Raw genomic sequence first — 16,406 nt, 5'->3', positions numbered from 1 at the left:
TCCTACTATATTTTATCGGAGAGATCAGACAAAATCAATTGTTGAATTCAGATGAGTTCCCAGGTTTTTCGCTCCTTTCGTTTATATGCGTCGTAGCTAATGGGCATGTTTCCGGAAAATCGAATAGTTCCATCTGTCTTCAAAGAATTGATTACATCTCTCGCATGAATCGGCAAATGTCCTGAAAAGATCGTAAATTCGAAGATTTCAAGACTATTCTGAATCGATCTAGTTTTGATTTTGTTTATCAGTTGTTCTTTGAATAACTCGATTTTAGTTTTCAATTTCAATTCTTGAAAAAGCTCGTTCGATTCCTGTTTTTCAGAATCAGAGTCAATATCAAAATTTGCATCTCCGTTGATCGGATTTACCTTCCAAGCAATCTCGAGAAATTTATAGAATGCCGCAATGTGCGATGCGCCAAATATTAGGCCGTGAATATTCGGACCTTTTTTAAGCGAAAAGGGAAATATCTTGTAATTAGAGTACACGGGAATCAATTTCCGAAAATGATCGACTACCGTTCGATGAAATGTTCTGTATGGAGAATTTTCTAAATCTTCTTGAGAGATATTCAAATGTTTCAGGAAAGAATCATGATCGCTGAAACGATATAAATGCGCGGAAGAAATGAAGAAAAGAAAATCCATCAATTCAAACCGAATGATTTCCTGAAATCGAGATTCCGAAACGAATTTAATTCCATTTTGATCCAGGAAAAGCAGAGAGGGAATCCCTTTCTCCAATTGGCCACGAACTTTTGTAAAAGAGCTTTCAAAGTCTTCGTTGGAAAATTTCACTGTCAGATACGGATCCAATTCTTTATGATTTTTTAGAAATTCGGTTACATTCTTTTTTAAAGAATCGAATTTTGAATTCTTGTATTCATTAAAATAAAGAATGATATGAGTTGGATGTTGATCCAATTCGTTTTTAAACTGAAGAATCGTTTCTAAGGTTAGAATCGGGCTTCCTGGTTGCTCCGCACTATCGTAACCCGGACCTGCAAAAAAATCGAAGACCTGAACGGTTCGAAATTGACCCTGCATGATGAACGTGGGCAACCATGCTTCTAAATAATTCCGATAGAGAAATAGTTTGGTAAGCGTGGAATCTCCAAAAGGATCTTTATGTAGATCTTTTGCGGGCATCTCTTATCCCAACTTCCTCCATTCTTCCAAAACACCCTCCTTGATCTCTTCTTCCACCAACGGAAAGGTCGATAGGATATGTTTTAACTCGGCTTCTTCCAACCCGTAAATTTTGGCGACCATCGCATCGATTTGGTTTTTGAGAATTTGTCTTTGAACCGGATCCGTGACCCCGTGGGTTTTGTGGTTTGCTTGAGGGCCGAAAATTTCTTTGAGAAGTTCGTCGAAAGCAGAAGTAGTTCCAATCAGTTGGGCAGTTGATTGAATTATATTTTTTCGGAAGGCGAAGTAAGGCTGAGACGCCTGGATGTGTTTTTCTTTTTGAAACGTTGGGTCTTCATTTAAATATCGTGGTGTTGGAAGATCAAAAATAACTGCTTGGTTATAGTGATTACCTGGAATACGCAATCTAACATAAAAATCCAAAGAAAAACTATTAATGAGACCGGTTAGTAATAAGTTAATTTGTAGATGATCAGAATCGATTATCGAAAGAGAATTTCCTGAAGACTCGTTTCCTTTTACAATTGTAGCTAATCCGGTTCTTTTATTGGAAGAGGCAGTGACGTCGCATATATAAATTTTATAACCTGCTTTATTTTTTTCCTGCGGGATGATCCAATAATGTGGATTTATTTTCTCTAACTTTGGAAAGTCAGAATAATTCCAAACTGCCGATCTCTGAGAACCACTAATGTAACTTGCTGCCCGATGGTCATACTGGGTTACCATGCGTCCTTCATACAAAGGCCACCATTCTTCCTTTCCTTTTTTCCAGATCATCGTTTCCGGATCGTATTGCGCGCCTTTCTTTTTCAAAGCCTCCTGTGTAAAAAAGAGATGAGCATCATTTGTCATGTGGAACTCAGCAGACAATTTCACATTCCAGGTTCCTTCCAATTCTTCTCCCAACCTAGGAAACCTCGCCATTTTTTCCACGATGCGGATATCCGTAGCCGATTTGAATTCCATCAGACTCCAAGAATCGGGACTCAATCGTGTGATCAATTCGATCGGAAGATCCAAAAAGCGCGGGTCAAGAGAAGGATCGGACGTAGAATCTTCCGATAGGCTTAATTGCTTTTTACGATTGCTCTCGTGAACGCTAAGAAGGTCCGACTCCGTGTGGAGCATAAACGCCGCCGGAACAGACGAAGCGGGAGAATCGGTCTGCTTGGTCGTGGAAAGAAGGATAAACTTAAAACTTCGATGGACGTTATCGAATAACGCCTTTGAATTCTCAAACCCATAGAGGAAATGAATTTTCCCTTCTTGGAAGAGCATCTTTCGTAAGTCCTTGGATCCCAGGTCGGAATACAATCCGGCGGGGATTACGATTCCCAAAGAGCCTCCTTCTTTGAGAAGATTCCAACCGCGCTCCAAAAAGAGTTTGTAGAGGTTGATATCTCCGCTTCCTCGATGAAGATAAAATTCTGAATTTCGAAAGAACTCCGCCGTGGAAGTCAATTGAGCGCAGTTGCGAATCCATTCTTCTTGGATTTTCGGTTTTTTTTGAAACAGATCCGAGACGGCCTTACGCGCCTCGTTTTTATCCAATTCCCGAAATTGTGGAATAAATTCTTCGAAAAATTCCTGAGAATTCGGTTTCCAAACCTCCCAAGGTGGATTCATCAGTACGATATCAAATCCGGGGAGGTTCGGTTTGGGTGGATGGAGAATGGTCGAGAATTCCATTCCATAGTGAAACGGTTTTGTATCTTCGGATTTTAGAACAAACCGATTGAGAATTTCTTTTGCTTTTAGATCCTTTTTTTCATCGATAAAATCGATTTTCTTTTTTGGTCGAACCTTCCATTCCGACATCTGTTGTTCTAGTCGCTGATTGAGTATATTCTGTAATTCTAAATCAATTTCTCGGATTTCTTTTCGGAGCTGGAGGGCTTTTTCCGGATTCGGTTCGTTCGTATACCGGGTTACGAGTTTATCTTTTTTGAGCATCTTGCTCTCTGCGTCTCCGAAATCCAAAACTCCTTCATAAGCGGAATCTTTTTTTCGTTTGGATCCGGATTGGGTTTCGGAAAGCGCCTTGAAAAAATCTTCCGGTAAAAAAAGAAAACCGGTAAGCGAGTTTCCGCTCCGTATATGGAAGTCGATATTAGGCAGGGGCTCCAAGGAATCAGACTTATTCCCGATTCCCTCCACCATAGCAAGAAAGAGTCTTAGCTTTGTGATTTCGGCGGCCTCTGGAAGAATATCCACGCCGTATAAATTTTTGGCGGCAATATGACGGCGAATTCCATAGATCGGTTCCTTTTCGAGGGAATAATCTCTTTGCACATACTCCTTGAGTGTTTCCCATTTTTCATGGAGAATTCTCTCAGCCAATTGGGAATGATAGGCTGAGAGAGAATGTAAGGCTTGTACTAAAAATTGTCCTGATCCGCAGGCAGGGTCGCAGATTGTGATCGTACTTAGAGTTTGATAAAAGAATAATAATTCCTCCTCGGTCGCCTTTTCGATAAATTCTCGCGTGTGTTTATACGGTCCCGAAGTGGATTTTCGACTTGTCTCCTGGAACAAATGACCTTCGATCGTTTCGTCGGATAGAAATTGCGAGAGGGAGGCTGGAGTATAATAGACCCCGCCTGATTTATTATCGACTAACGTATTTTCGAAGATATAACCGAGGATATAGGGATCGATGGAATCTTCATCCGTTTCCGATCTTTCATTTACGTTCCAATTCCAGGATTCAAAGAATTGAAAGATTTCCGCAAAGGATTCGTTCGCCACTTGAATTTTAGGATATCGTTCCTCCAATTCGTGTTTAAGAAACAAGCCTCCGTTTAGATAAGGGATCGATTGGCCGACCACGTCCAGCGTCGAGCGCTCTCGTTCTTTTCGACAAAGGGCATTGAAGAATAATTCTTTTAGGAATGTTTCGTAAAAAGCGTTCTTCTTTTTAGCATATTCACGATATTTTTCCGCAAAGTATCTTGGATTTTCGTTTAAAAGATTTTTAGATTGAAGGAAGAACAAAAAGATCAATCGATCTAAAAGTATTTGCGCGTAGAGTTTTTTTCTTCCGGGTTCGTAATTCCGTGAATCGAATTACCCAAAGCGATTTTCTGACGGTTGAACTCTTGGTAGAATTTTTTGGAAATATCCTTTCTTTCAAACAAGTCTTCGAATTTAGACGGATCCCCAAAGGAGAGTTTCGATATTCTTTGCAACGCAACCGGATTCGAATTTTCTAGGATTGAAGAGCGTTTGACCTTATAACGTTGGATTCGGATCTTATCTTCCATTCCTTTTCTTAGGAAGATCCATTCCTCAAAGTCGGATGAAATCGCTAATATTCCGATTCTTTGATATACGTGTAGGGAGACTTTTTTATTAATTTCTTGCCGATCCGAAAAAAGAAACACTTCGAGAAAACCGTTCTCGTCCATTTCTACAATGAGAGAATTTTCTTCTTTTTGAACCGGAAATTTAAGTTCTTGAAATAGGGCAAGAACGCTATCTAATGAATTCGCCTTTTGAAAGATTTCTTTCAGTCTATCTATTTTACTCATGTTCTCCTAAAGAAAAATCGTAAGAATTCTTTTTCCTATAATCTCGTCTCGTTTATAGATTGTACCTCTGAGCGTTGGCTCGGAGATGATATGATGGTCATAAAAATCCGCTAATACTTGAGCGAAGTCTTTGTATTTAACCGAGGAGACTCCCCTGTCCAAGTTGATCCCGATTTTTTTTAATTGGTTACGCAGATACGCGAGTTGCGCATTGGAGAAGGGATGCCGTCCGAAGATATCTCGTATCTCTTGAACGATCTCGAGTCCGTTCCCCTTCAGTCGACTTATTTCGGAAAGAAAAGTTTCATCTTGTTCTTGAAAGGTGAGGTCCTGCTGACCTTTCTTTTTCAGAATGGAATCAATGACAGTCAGTACATCGATTTGAATCCTCGCTTTGATTTGTCTTAAGCTCTTACCAGCGGCGCCCGGCTTAAATCTGTCCTTTCTCTCTCCCAGTATCAGATCAAACTCTTTATCCGCCTTGTTTTCCAATTCGTTGAGTTGATTCGTTTTCAAACCGACGATCGGCGAGTTGGGAGATATCGTTGAATCTATAAATGGATAGGGGAATTGTTCTTTTAGTTCTTCTTGCGAGGATAAAATCCAATGTCTGGAAAGGAGGTCTTTGTGATCTCCTCGCCGACCATAAATTTCGTATAATACGTATGCAGCGTTCGGTTTTTCGTTAAGAATCGTATAATAAGACTGTGATAGATTGGAGTCGGGGAGAATTTCAAAGTCTTCTGATCGAATTCGATTTTTTACTGCAGAAAATTGCAATCGAGAGCGAAAATGGTCTTCCTCTGTTTCTCCTTCGATTCCGTTGAAGACGCTTGTCTTGTGCGATAAATCTTCCAATTCATCTACGGAACCTGCGTTGCGGATAGTTTTGATTTCTTCGCCAATTTCTCGAATGTCGATGTGTTCGTCTTCACTGGAAAGAATCGCCATCTCTTTTCCGAGAAGAATTGCAACTTGTTCCACTTTCGAAGATAGGATGTCTAGGAGTTTTAAGAAGCCGTTTAATACTTCATCATCCGGAGTCATGTTCAGTACGGTGACTCGATTTTCCGATCCGATTCGATTGACTCGTCCCACTCTCTGAACGATTCGCATAGGATTCCAAGGTAGATCAAAATTAACCAACAAGTCCGCATCTTGAAGATTAACGCCTTCAGCAAGAACGTCCGTGGCGATTAAAACATCCAATTCGTCCTCAGGAGAGATCTCAGCTCTTTGTCCGCGAGGAGCAAATCGAGACAATTTCTGTTTGAGTTCCGGGTCGCCCGAAGTGACCATATCGATTCTGAAATTACTTTGGTCCGAATCCTTATCTTTTAAGTGATATTCAAGATATTTTGCAGTATCCTTATATTCGGTAAATGTCATGCACTTCCGAAATCGTGCGGTTTTAAGGGTGTGGATGAATGTCCCTAATTTCGGATCAACTAAACTGATCGGATTTTCTGGATTTTTTTGAAGAGGTTTAAGATGACGTTCTATGAAACGATTAATTTCCAATATGTCATTTTCGATCCAAGATCTTACCTCGGTTGCGGTGAATTGTATGTTGGACTTCTTTTCATTTTCTTCATCGTCGGATTCGGACGTCTCTTCGAAAAAAGTAGAGGATTCTTCTGACTCAATAATCTCGGTTTGTAACCTGTATCGATTGTATTTTTGAAGGAGTTCTTCGATTGTATCACCCGATTCTAATTCATTGAGGAGTTCTTTTTCCCTCCGAATAATATTGAGTAGGGAAGTATAAAAAGCATATAAACTGGATTCTATCCGTTTATAAAGAAGCAAAACATACAAATATGAGAGGGTTCTTCCGGCTTTTGGATTTGAAAGGATGATATGAGGGAGGTGAAGCTTTTCCAGAAAACTCCCAAGCTCTTTAAAAATATCGTGATGATTACTTAAATAAGAATAGTTTAATCTTTTTACTTCAGGGTCTTGAAACTCTAATGCTTTACCAGCCACGGTAATATTCTTATAATTTTTTTTAATGGAAGAGCGCATTCTTAAGAGCATAATTCCATTTAGTAAATTTCTGATTTCTTGAATCGATTTTTGAAATTCTCCATCGGAACTTAAACTGGAAATATTTTTTTCGGATTTTAGGGATTTAATTTTTTCATGAAATTTGTCAAATGCGTTCGGACTAAAACCAGCTGCATATAGTTTCGCATCTGTGGTGCATAAACTGACTAGGTTTTGTAAGTCTCGAATCGAATTGTTAAATGGGGTTGCCGTCAATAATAAGATCGCGGATCTTTGCGAAACTTGTTGTGGTTGTAGTTTCCGTAAATTTTGGTATAAGAGAGTATCTCGGTTTCTTGCGCGATGGGCTTCATCTATTACAATAAGGCCGAATTCTTTACCACCTTTGAAAGCATGAATCTTTTCTTCGCTTTCTTGACTTAACTTTCCTTGGGAAAGAAATTGAACGGAATCCGATTCGGGGATATTGAAATATGTTTCTAAGGTTTCTTTCCACTGGGGAATCAGAGTGGGTGGGGCGACGATCAGAACTCGATCCTCTTTTTCTCGATATCGTCGAATGACTTCTCCAGCAGTAAAGGTTTTCCCTAAACCTACAGAATCGGAAACTATAGCTCCTCCTAAAATCTCAAGTTTACCTAATACGTTTTCAGCACCTACTTGCTGAAATTCTGCTAAGAGATCGGTTTTCTCCAATCTATCCTTAGTTAGTTGTCCTAAATAATGACGAATGAGAAGCAAATAAAGCTCGAACGGGGAAAGTGCGATGGAAGTAGGCCGATTATTTGCACGCCCTCTACGTTCCATGTCAACGATTTGAATCAAAGATTCGTTTAAGTCTACAGTCGAAGTGTCCCAGATTTTTTGAAACCAACTGAGAAGATGGTCATAGTGAAGTTTGTCGGAGTTCGTTAGGTTGAGTTCTCGATTATCCGTTAAGCCCGATTCGCTAAAATTAGAGGAACCGACGATAGAATGATAATGTGTACCATTCTGAAGACTTAATTCTGCTAAGTATGCCTTTGCGTGGAAAAAATCTTCGGTATACAATTTTACGTTCAGGATTCTACGTTTTAATAATTCTAAGAAAAATGTAACATTCGTTAAATCCCTCCCTGCAATATCGGATTCAATTTGTCTAATGATTTCTCGAACTTGATCTTTGGCGCTTAATCGAAAACCCGCGTTTAATAATATCGCAGTATATTTATCTGTCCTCGGACTCATTATGATTCTGATCGTGTTTTCGGAGATCGAATCTAAGTTTTGAAATCTCGGATTCTGTAAAAGACCCGGAGCAATCAGATCGAAACCGCTATAATAAAAATATCCGACTGCAGCGTTGATATTTTTTGCATAAGGTAGAAGGAAGCGGTTTAAAACGGTTGCAAGTTGTGAGTCTTCGGTGTTGTTATCAATGATCGCGGGGAAATCCATAGGTTAAAACGTAGAATTTCCTTTTAAGCTAAAGATACAAATCATGATTTACGAATCGTTGAAATTTTGCCCTAGCGGCTTCGATACTCATTGCAGGAGTCCGATTCTAGTTTTTCGGCCAGGGTGAAATCATAATTTCATATCTGTATCTTATATGTCAAATCATAGTCAGCATAGATATAGGAAATATATGATTTTGGGGTTATACTTTTGTTTCACGAACGAATTTAAGAAATTTTGTCGTAAATTTAGCACCCAAACAAAACCACACCCTCACGCCCTCCCGTAAAACTTCCCCAACATCAACAAACTCTCTTGAAACTCCTTCAAGTATTCCTCTCTACCGGTCATAAAATAAACTTGGATCGAACCTTCATAAAGAATCACGATCCGTCTGACAAAGGATTGAATCTCTGTTTCGGATAACGTATCTTTTTTGCCTGTAGCCGTATTTCGAAGATAAGAAGAGAAAATTTCCTCCCAATCGCAAACGACTTCTTGGATCTGGCGATTTGCCTCGTCGTATTGTTTTTCGTCGAGGGAGAGAGGGGAAGAGAATGTCTGATTCGCGAACATCGCAAAAGGACAACCTTTGAGACGATCGGCCTTTGCTTCTTTGCGTAACAAAACCACCCACGCTTTCGCCAATTGGCTGAAGTCGGAATAACGACTTGTTAGTGTGCGAAAGAGCTCCGCATTTCTTTCTCTGCGAAGGCGAAGGTATTCCAAACCCACGTCCCCTTTTTCTCGAAAGTATTTGTAAAAACTTCCTTTGTGAACTCCGGATCGTTCCAGGATATCGTTCACTCCCGTGTTTGCAAAACCCCGTTCGTAAAAAAGTTCGTCCGCGGCTTGGATGATTTTTTCCCGAGTTTTCATAGAATTCCCCGATTTTGACCGATTTCTCGGTTATCTTCTCAATTCTCCCTAAAAGGGCATTAAAAAATAGACATCGTTGTCTATTTTTTAGTAGACGGGATCGTCTATTCCTGAAGTTTAAAAGTAGACGATCGAGTCTATTTTTTTTGGGGAGAATATGAAACGAATCTTGGTTCTGGGAGCTACGGGGACTTTAGGAAAATTCGTAACCGAAGAATCTTTCAATTCCTCAAGTTCGGGAACGTAGTTCACACATTAGACGGAATCGGACCAAAGTATGGAACACTAAGGTTAGAGGACTATTTTAGGGAGAATTTGGATTCGGTTTAGAATATTATTAATATATTAAGTAGTTCATTGTATTCTTACCGTTCGATGGTTTTTAAACTTGATTGAACGAGTGATTTTTAGAAAGGAAGGATTGTATGAGTCAGGAAAGAAGATGGTTTTTGGAAGGGGATTATTTCGAGCACTGCAGTTGTGAGAGTTTGTGTCCTTGTTTGTTGAGCGGTTTTAAAGCGGATCCGACTTACGGACATTGTCAGAGTATGCTCGCGTTTCATATTAAAGAAGGAGAATGTGCCGGTTTGAAGTTGGACGACTTGAACGTTGCGATGCTCGTTTTTACTCCGGGTCCGATGGCGGACGTTTCTTGGACCACAGGACTTTACATAGACGAACGTGCGAACGAGGAACAGTTCGATTCTCTTTTTCGAATTTTTTCGGGAGAGATGGGAGGAGCTCCCGAATATATGAAATCCCTCACGACGAAATTCTTAGGTGCGAAAAAAGTTCCCATTCAATACGAACTGAAAGGGGATAAGACGAGAGAACTGAAGATTCCGAATCTTGTAGACGTTCGTCTCGAATCGATCCGAGGACATCGTGGGAGAACTGTTTGGATCGATAACGTTGCTCACGTCGCGCAAAAGATTGCGCCCGGAATCACCGCAAGAGCTACTGTGAAAGATTACGAATTCGATTGGGAAAATCCCGGTAAGAATGGATTCCTGGGGCCTTTTCATTGGAAGGGCTAAAAGAATGAAAGTCTTTGAAGGAATTTTCCGGCTTCGTTTGAATTTGGAGCAGAGCGTCATTCTGGGGCTGATGTTTTTTCTTACGTTCATCTCTTGGATGGCTATGTACGATATGTCTTGGATGCAATGGGGCGGAAGTCGTCACTGCGATAAACATGCGAACGTATTTTCTTTTTCCTGGGCCGTTCTCAATTTTTGCATGTGGGTTTTGATGATGATCGCGATGATGCTCCCTTCCTTTTTGAAATCGGTCTTGCTGTTTACTAAGATGGATCAAAGTAAAAGAGCGGGAGGATCTTTTTTTAGTATAAACAATGGACTTTTTATAATCCTAGGATATCTTTCAGCTTGGGCGGGTTATGGCCTTCTTGGAACGATTCTCCAGTATATTCTCCTCCAGATGAATTTACTTTCTTCCAATCTCTCTTTTTATTCGATGGAATGGAGCGGGGGACTTTTGATATTAACTGGAATTTTTCAGTTTAGCGGTCTCAAAGACAAATGCCTTTCTCAGTGTAAATCCCCTCTCGGTTTTTTTCTTACATCCTGGAAAGAAGGTGCGTTAGGCGCCTTTCAAATGGGTTGGTCCCAAGGAATCTACTGCGTGGGTTGTTGTCTTCTTTTGATGGCTCTTATGTTTGTAGGCGGGGTGATGAGTCTCTTTTGGATGATAGGGCTGACCGCTTTAGTTTTGGCGGAGAAATGGATCGATGGTAAGTTTTCGATCCGCAAAATCACGGGCTTTGTTTTGATTGGATGGGGTTTGTTCTTATGGATTAGAACTTGATCTCTCCGAGAAATAATTCTCTTTTGTGGTTCGGAAAGGATTTGAAAAATACAACGGGAAATTCTCTCGCTCCTCTATGATTTTGAATCCGTTTTTGGATGATTCGCCTCGTATTTTTCATTCCTTCTCTGACATGTTTAATTCCATATATTAGAAAAATAGAAAATAACCTTATAAATCTTTAATCGTTTGTATAAAAAACAAATTCTGCTCATTTCCTTTTTTACTCCGTTTGTTCCCGGTGAGACGCGTATTTCGAAAATCAATCCACCAAAAAAAAATCCGAAGATAATCTGCCAAATAACTTAAAGTAGAATCTGCTTCGAGTTTAAACTAAACGAACATTCAATTAGGATTTTAGAAAAAATGAATATAACAATCGATCAAACGAAGTTAGAACAACTCGTTGGAAAAATATTCGGCGAAATTTCGGCGGGATACAGCGGGGCGCTTGTGCTTATGGGAGAAAAACTGGGCTATTACAAAGCTCTTGCAAACGGCCCTCTCACCTCGTCTGAATTGGCTCAGGCTACCAATACAAATGAACGTTATGCGCGAGAATGGCTGTCCGCTCAGGCGGCCGCGGAATATCTTCAGTATGATCCGGCGGAGAAAAAATTTTCCATCTCACCGGAGCAAGCTATGATCTTTAACAATGAGGACAGTCCCGCTTATTTGATGGGGGGATTTTACGGTATCTCCGCTATGTACGCGGCCGTTCCTAAGCTGGCCGATGCGTTTCAAACAGGAGACGGTGTTCCCTGGGGAGATCAGCACGAACATATTTTCTGCGCTACCGCTAAATTTTTTCGACCTACTTATCTTTCTCAGCTCATTCAAGTATGGCTTCCTTCTCTTGAAAATGGGATGGTCGATAAGTTAAAAAAAGGGGCAAAAGCCGCGGATGTGGGTTGCGGTTTTGGTACTTCCACGATCATTCTGGCTCAAGAATTTCCTAATTCCCATTTCTACGGTTTCGACGCTCACGCCCCTTCGATTGAAAAGGCGCGCGAGGCGGCGCGTAACGCGGGTATCAAGAACGTAACCTTCGAAGTTGCGACCGCTAAGGATTATCCGGTTGGAGGATATGACTTAGTCGCGATGTTTGATTGTCTTCACGACATGGGGGATCCGGTTGGTGCGGTCACACACGCGCGCAAATCCCTGAACAAAGACGGCTCCGTTATTATCGTAGAACCGTTCGCTCACGATCAACTCGAACAAAATTTGAATCCGATCGGACGAGTCTATTACGCGGCCTCGACTATGTTTTGTACACCTAGTTCCTTGAGTCAAGAAGTGGCATTAGGTTTGGGTGCGCAGGCCGGTGAAGCCCGTTTGCGGGAAGTCGTTACCAAGGGTGGTTTTAGCCGATTCCGTAGAGCCTCTGAATCTCCTTTTAACATCGTCTACGAAGCTCGCAATTAGAATCGGCGGACTGGACTTGGTTATTTTGTTCAGCCGATCCATGCTGGTTCAGGGTGAGTCCAGCTATTCTTTAGAAAACCGAAGAGTGAAAGCGCGGCTTCCTTTTTTTATACGCGGAAAAGTTGTATTCTTCCTTTTAAATTGTTTCCGATTTGGAAGACAAATAGAGAAAAACAATATTTGAATATAATGAAAACAATGAATTCTAAATATAAAAATAAGATCGAGGCGGACGAAGATAAAAAATAAGGAAACTTAAATGAATATAGAATATTGGAAAAAAGGAATCGCGACAATTTGTTTCGGATTTTTGATTGCGGGATGTAACGGCGAGGAGGCTGGTGGAACTTTGGAAACAAAAGACCGCGATAGCTTTCTCGCACTGGTTGGAGGAGACGAGCCAAGAGTCTTGCCCGGATTAAAGCTTTCTTTCAAAGAACGGGCCGAATCAAATCGAGATCAGAAAATGGATTTGAACAAAAGATATGCTCAGGATGAAAATATTCCGCTCATAAGTTGTGGTGTCTCTTGTCAGGCCTTTGAACCTTTAGTCTGTCCCCCTCTCTCAAAAGGGCTTATCTGTAAAGTTACGGTTTTTCCCGATGACGGTCCGATGGAGGAGAAATTTCCCCCTGCGGATTGTTTTGCAGGAATCAATCATATGGAGGCCCAAAGAAGTGCGAGAGCCTATTACAATCGTATGTTTTGTTTTGGAGACGGCGGAAAAATTCCCTAAGATTCCGTTTTAAACGTTGCAGTAGGTTCGAGAATTTTTTTCGGATCTGCTGCAACCTCTCTTTTTTTATTTTGATCTGTCAGCCGGATGGAGAGAGGAAATCGAATTATATTTCCGATTTCATTTACAAAAACTCTTTCTTTTTGAAGCCTATCCCTACAATGCTTTCTCAACTGGAGATTTCATGAAAAAAATTCTTTTGTACGCGATGGCCGTCTTTTACGTTTTTGCGGGACTCAATCATTTTCTCAATCCTCCTTTTTATTTGAGAATGATGCCTCCTTATCTTCCTTATCATTCTCTTTTGAACTACGTGAGCGGAAGCGCCGAGATCGTCTTAGGGTTGGCTTTGTTTTTACAGCCGCTTCGAAGACTTGCAAGTTTTGGAATCATCGCTCTTTTGATCGCGGTTCTTCCTGCGAATGTCTATATGCTTCAGGCGGCGCTCTCCGGAACCGACTTCGGCGTTCCCGTCTGGGCCCTTTACGTTCGTCTTCCGTTTCAACTCCTCTTTATCTTTTGGGCTTGGAGCGTAAAGGATGTCGAATGAAACCTTCGGTGATTTTTTTAGGAAAGATTCTAAAACAGATCTCGGCTTCTTTGGAAACTGAATCCAGTCTGAAAAAGTTTTTATCTAAGAATTGGAAAATGTAAAATCCTATCTCGGGATTTATCGCTTCTTTGCTTTTCCAGACTCTTTTTTTTTGAATCCCCGCGTTAGGGATTCGGAAGGCGCGTGAGCGGCCCGTTTAGGGCCGAAGCGAAGCGGAGCCTGAAGAAGCCCGACCCGCGAACACTTCGTTAGGAATCGTAGATTTGTATGTGTAGAATTCTTTATTAGAATTCTATTTTCGCGGGGAACGCCCAAACGACCTCATGATAAATCCGAACGTATTCGATCCGGTTTCCCTGGTCTTTAAAAATTGTATAGCACGTTGTATGAAACTAAGATTCGGATTTGAACTTACGTCAAACGAAACGGTTCTTATAGTTTTTTTTGAAATCTTTCGATGTAAAGACGTTCGTAAACCTTTCTTTTTCTTTTGTTTCGTACCGGATGTTTCCTCAAATCAACTTTCCTTTTTTTAGCTCGTCGATCATCGCGGGTCTAATTTTATAAACCGAAGTAAATTTTGCAGCTAAAGATAAGATTTCTTTTTTTCCGGACGGAGCGGACTGCGCCATTAATTTCATCTTCTTTACGAGATCCTTATATTCCGGTCTAGAAGAAATGTTTTTTGCTTTCTCCTCGATATAGGAGAGTCCGATTTCAATAGTCTGATGTTTATCGCCTTGAATCAATTCAGGATAAAAGTGAAAGAACATGTGAAAATTATCTTTTCCGAGTATTGGAATTACCTTTTTGACAAATCCTTCGTCGAGTAGGAACCGGATCGGTTCGTAACGATTCAAATATCTCGGTGTGGTTAGGATAATATTCGAAATTTCCTCTGCATTTTTTTTCCATTCCTTTTTGGGAAGGTTTCTTTGCATGATTAGTTTGTATTCGTTCTTGCAATTTACCAAAAAGAGTTCCTTTGCAATCTGAAACGCCTCTTCTTTTTTTCGCCGTATCTCCATCAGCTCTAATAAATCGTTTTTCCAGAGATGGACGTATCCCAGATCTCTTTCATTCTGAGCGATTTCTATTCCTTCTAAAATCAAATGTTCGGCGTCTTCGTATTTTTGTTCGGAGATATTTTTTTTAACGAACCTACTTCTTATTGTAGGATATTCGATATAAGATTGAAGAAACGAAAGTCCTTCGGTTTTGCGTCCGAGTCTTTCTAAGATCTTATATTTCTGGAGAATCATTTTCTCCGTTTGATAAGAGCCTTCTTTTTCGGTTTTTATTCTTTTATCCAAATGTTTGATAAGCGAATCCAGCGGCTCCTGTGGGAGATTTAAAGAAAGCAGAACTTCGAAATACTCGTCCGAAAAACCTAAGTCTTCCGCCGTTGCATTTTGATAGAGCGATAGACAGATTCTGAAAATTTCGATATGGATTTTGTCGTTGATATTTGCGACTGATTCGATGATTTCCAAACTTTCGTTGATTAGGGAAGAGGTCAGTCCGGAAGAGTCGTCCATCTGTTGTGCCGCCGATAATACGGTTTCTGCGGAAGCGCCGGCTATATACAAAGCGTCTAACGGCTTTACTCGAATCAGAGATTGGGCTTTTTTGAGAAAGTTGCTCATTTCCCTTTCAAAGAAAAAGCTCGTTTGATAGTCTATAAAACCGTGTTTTCCGGAAAAGGTACGAAAAATTTGCTTCGATTTTTCCTTATAAACTTGTTCTGAATCGGCTCGAGACGGTGCAAAATAATCGGTCAGCTCGCGAAGAAACTCTTCGTCATTCTCCGCCTTCGTCAAAAGAAACTCGATCAGTTCTTGTGCGGAAAGCTTGGATAAAAGTTGATTCAACTTTATCGAACCTTTCCTTTTATTTTTAGAAACTGAATGATCGAAAAAAATCCGTAGGAGGGCGGCGACGCCGTGTTTGCAATATACGTCTTGATCGTAAGGGCAATCGCATTCGACAAAGGCTTCTCCATGGGTTCGTATTTGCAGCCTATAGTCGTTTGTTTCACCGAATACTTTGACCCAATAAGAATCTGGCCGAGTTTCCGTGTAACTCTCGACGGCGCCGATTTCGAAAAGGTCGATTCCTCTCTGCACTATCGTATCGGAAGGTCTATAACCGACCATCTGATCGAGAATTAGATTCGCTTCTTTGACTGTGATCATATTGATTCTTTCTGATATAACTTTTTTACCGAGACTAACTGAAATTTGGATCGACCTAAAGCAAAAATACGGATTGATCCCTTTTGAAAACTCAAAGTGTACCGGTTACAAATATGTTCAACTCCGGCCTCTTAGGACAACCGAAAAAGGTTGCTTCCTTGTGATTTGGAAAAAAATAAAAATGAGGGACTGTCGGACTGTCTCAGCGGTTAAAAGTGATTCACCCGTTTTTCTTATCGCAAAACGCAGTAGAGGCGGAATCTTTTATAAAAACCCCGGTATAAATTCGTCGTTCGGAGGCGCTTTAAAGGACTTAAATTGCTCTTGTTATACTTGGTCCCTTTTTTATCGTTCCTCTTAGAGGAAGAATCATCCATGAGTTTTTCGAAAATTCTCAAACGCGAATTTCAAGTTGCTTTTTCAAAAACGAGCCAACCGATTTGGTTTCGAATTTCAAAGTATTTTTTGTTGTTTTTTCTTTTGTATCTCCTTCGGGATTCAGAATATCTTTGGCCAATTTTGTTAAGCGCATTCGTGATTTCCCTTTTAGTTCATTTTTGGTTTCGATATAAAACGAAGGGCTGGACACAAGATTTCGGCCCTTGGAAACACGATCAAATTAGAAAATCCTAATTTAGAAACGGGATAGGCGTTTTGCCC

12 protein-coding genes are annotated in these 16,406 nt (G+C 40.6%); 6 read left to right on the top strand and 6 right to left on the bottom strand.

Going from position 1 to position 16,406, the window contains the following annotated elements; all coding sequences use genetic code 11:
- Positions 1 to 47 precede the first annotated feature (47 nt).
- The 5 genes from tcmP to JWG44_RS02960 all read right to left on the bottom strand — a co-directional run bounded on the left by tcmP (position 48) and on the right by JWG44_RS02960 (position 9,010).
- Positions 48 to 1,151 carry a three-Cys-motif partner protein TcmP gene (tcmP, locus tag JWG44_RS02975; RefSeq protein ID WP_205273466.1) on the bottom strand — a complete coding sequence of 368 codons (1,104 nt, stop codon included), beginning with the start codon at positions 1,149 to 1,151 and terminating at the stop codon, positions 48 to 50.
- A gap of 3 nt (positions 1,152 to 1,154) precedes the next feature.
- On the bottom strand, positions 1,155 to 4,151 hold the full coding sequence (locus tag JWG44_RS02970) for an Eco57I restriction-modification methylase domain-containing protein (protein WP_232371448.1): 2,997 nt from the start codon (positions 4,149 to 4,151) through the stop codon (positions 1,155 to 1,157).
- Between the two features lie 14 nt (positions 4,152 to 4,165).
- Positions 4,166 to 4,687: a hypothetical protein gene (locus JWG44_RS22210; protein ID WP_232371447.1), complete on the bottom strand. Its 522-nt coding sequence runs from the start codon at positions 4,685 to 4,687 to the stop codon at positions 4,166 to 4,168.
- Between the two features lie 6 nt (positions 4,688 to 4,693).
- Positions 4,694 to 8,131, bottom strand: a complete 3,438-nt coding sequence (locus JWG44_RS02965; RefSeq protein WP_205273465.1) for a helicase-related protein — start codon at positions 8,129 to 8,131, stop codon at positions 4,694 to 4,696.
- Between the two features lie 273 nt (positions 8,132 to 8,404).
- Complete coding sequence (locus JWG44_RS02960; RefSeq protein WP_205273464.1) at positions 8,405 to 9,010, bottom strand: TetR/AcrR family transcriptional regulator; 606 nt, start codon at positions 9,008 to 9,010, stop codon at positions 8,405 to 8,407.
- A 425-nt stretch (positions 9,011 to 9,435) separates the two neighbouring features.
- Here JWG44_RS02960 and JWG44_RS02955 point away from each other — a divergent pair, with 425 nt between their 5' ends.
- The 5 genes from JWG44_RS02955 to JWG44_RS02935 all read left to right on the top strand — a co-directional run bounded on the left by JWG44_RS02955 (position 9,436) and on the right by JWG44_RS02935 (position 13,548).
- A complete protein-coding gene (locus tag JWG44_RS02955) occupies positions 9,436 to 10,047 on the top strand; it encodes a DUF1326 domain-containing protein (RefSeq protein WP_205273463.1) in 612 nt (203 codons plus the stop codon).
- A gap of 4 nt (positions 10,048 to 10,051) precedes the next feature.
- A complete protein-coding gene (locus tag JWG44_RS02950; protein WP_205273462.1) occupies positions 10,052 to 10,834 on the top strand; it encodes a DUF2182 domain-containing protein in 783 nt (260 codons plus the stop codon).
- 366 nt (positions 10,835 to 11,200) lie between these two features.
- Complete coding sequence (locus JWG44_RS02945; protein ID WP_205273461.1) at positions 11,201 to 12,262, top strand: class I SAM-dependent methyltransferase; 1,062 nt, start codon at positions 11,201 to 11,203, stop codon at positions 12,260 to 12,262.
- A 259-nt stretch (positions 12,263 to 12,521) separates the two neighbouring features.
- Entirely contained in the window at positions 12,522 to 12,998 is a 477-nt protein-coding gene (locus tag JWG44_RS02940) for a hypothetical protein (protein ID WP_205273460.1), read from the top strand.
- A 184-nt stretch (positions 12,999 to 13,182) separates the two neighbouring features.
- On the top strand, positions 13,183 to 13,548 hold the full coding sequence (locus tag JWG44_RS02935; RefSeq protein WP_205273459.1) for a DoxX family protein: 366 nt from the start codon (positions 13,183 to 13,185) through the stop codon (positions 13,546 to 13,548).
- Between the two features lie 515 nt (positions 13,549 to 14,063).
- On the opposite strand, the gene JWG44_RS02930 is transcribed toward JWG44_RS02935, so the two are convergent.
- A complete protein-coding gene (locus JWG44_RS02930) occupies positions 14,064 to 15,746 on the bottom strand; it encodes an SWIM zinc finger family protein (RefSeq protein WP_205273458.1) in 1,683 nt (560 codons plus the stop codon).
- A 375-nt stretch (positions 15,747 to 16,121) separates the two neighbouring features.
- Between JWG44_RS02930 and JWG44_RS22205 the strand changes: the two genes are divergently transcribed.
- Positions 16,122 to 16,379, top strand: a complete 258-nt coding sequence (locus JWG44_RS22205; RefSeq protein ID WP_232371446.1) for a hypothetical protein — start codon at positions 16,122 to 16,124, stop codon at positions 16,377 to 16,379.
- Positions 16,380 to 16,406: the final 27 nt, after the last annotated feature.

This window comes from Leptospira ainazelensis (assembly GCF_016918785.1).
GTDB lineage: Bacteria > Spirochaetota > Leptospiria > Leptospirales > Leptospiraceae > Leptospira > Leptospira ainazelensis.
Note: the sequence above shows the minus strand (reverse complement) of the source record. Positions and strands in the feature narration are given on the sequence as shown.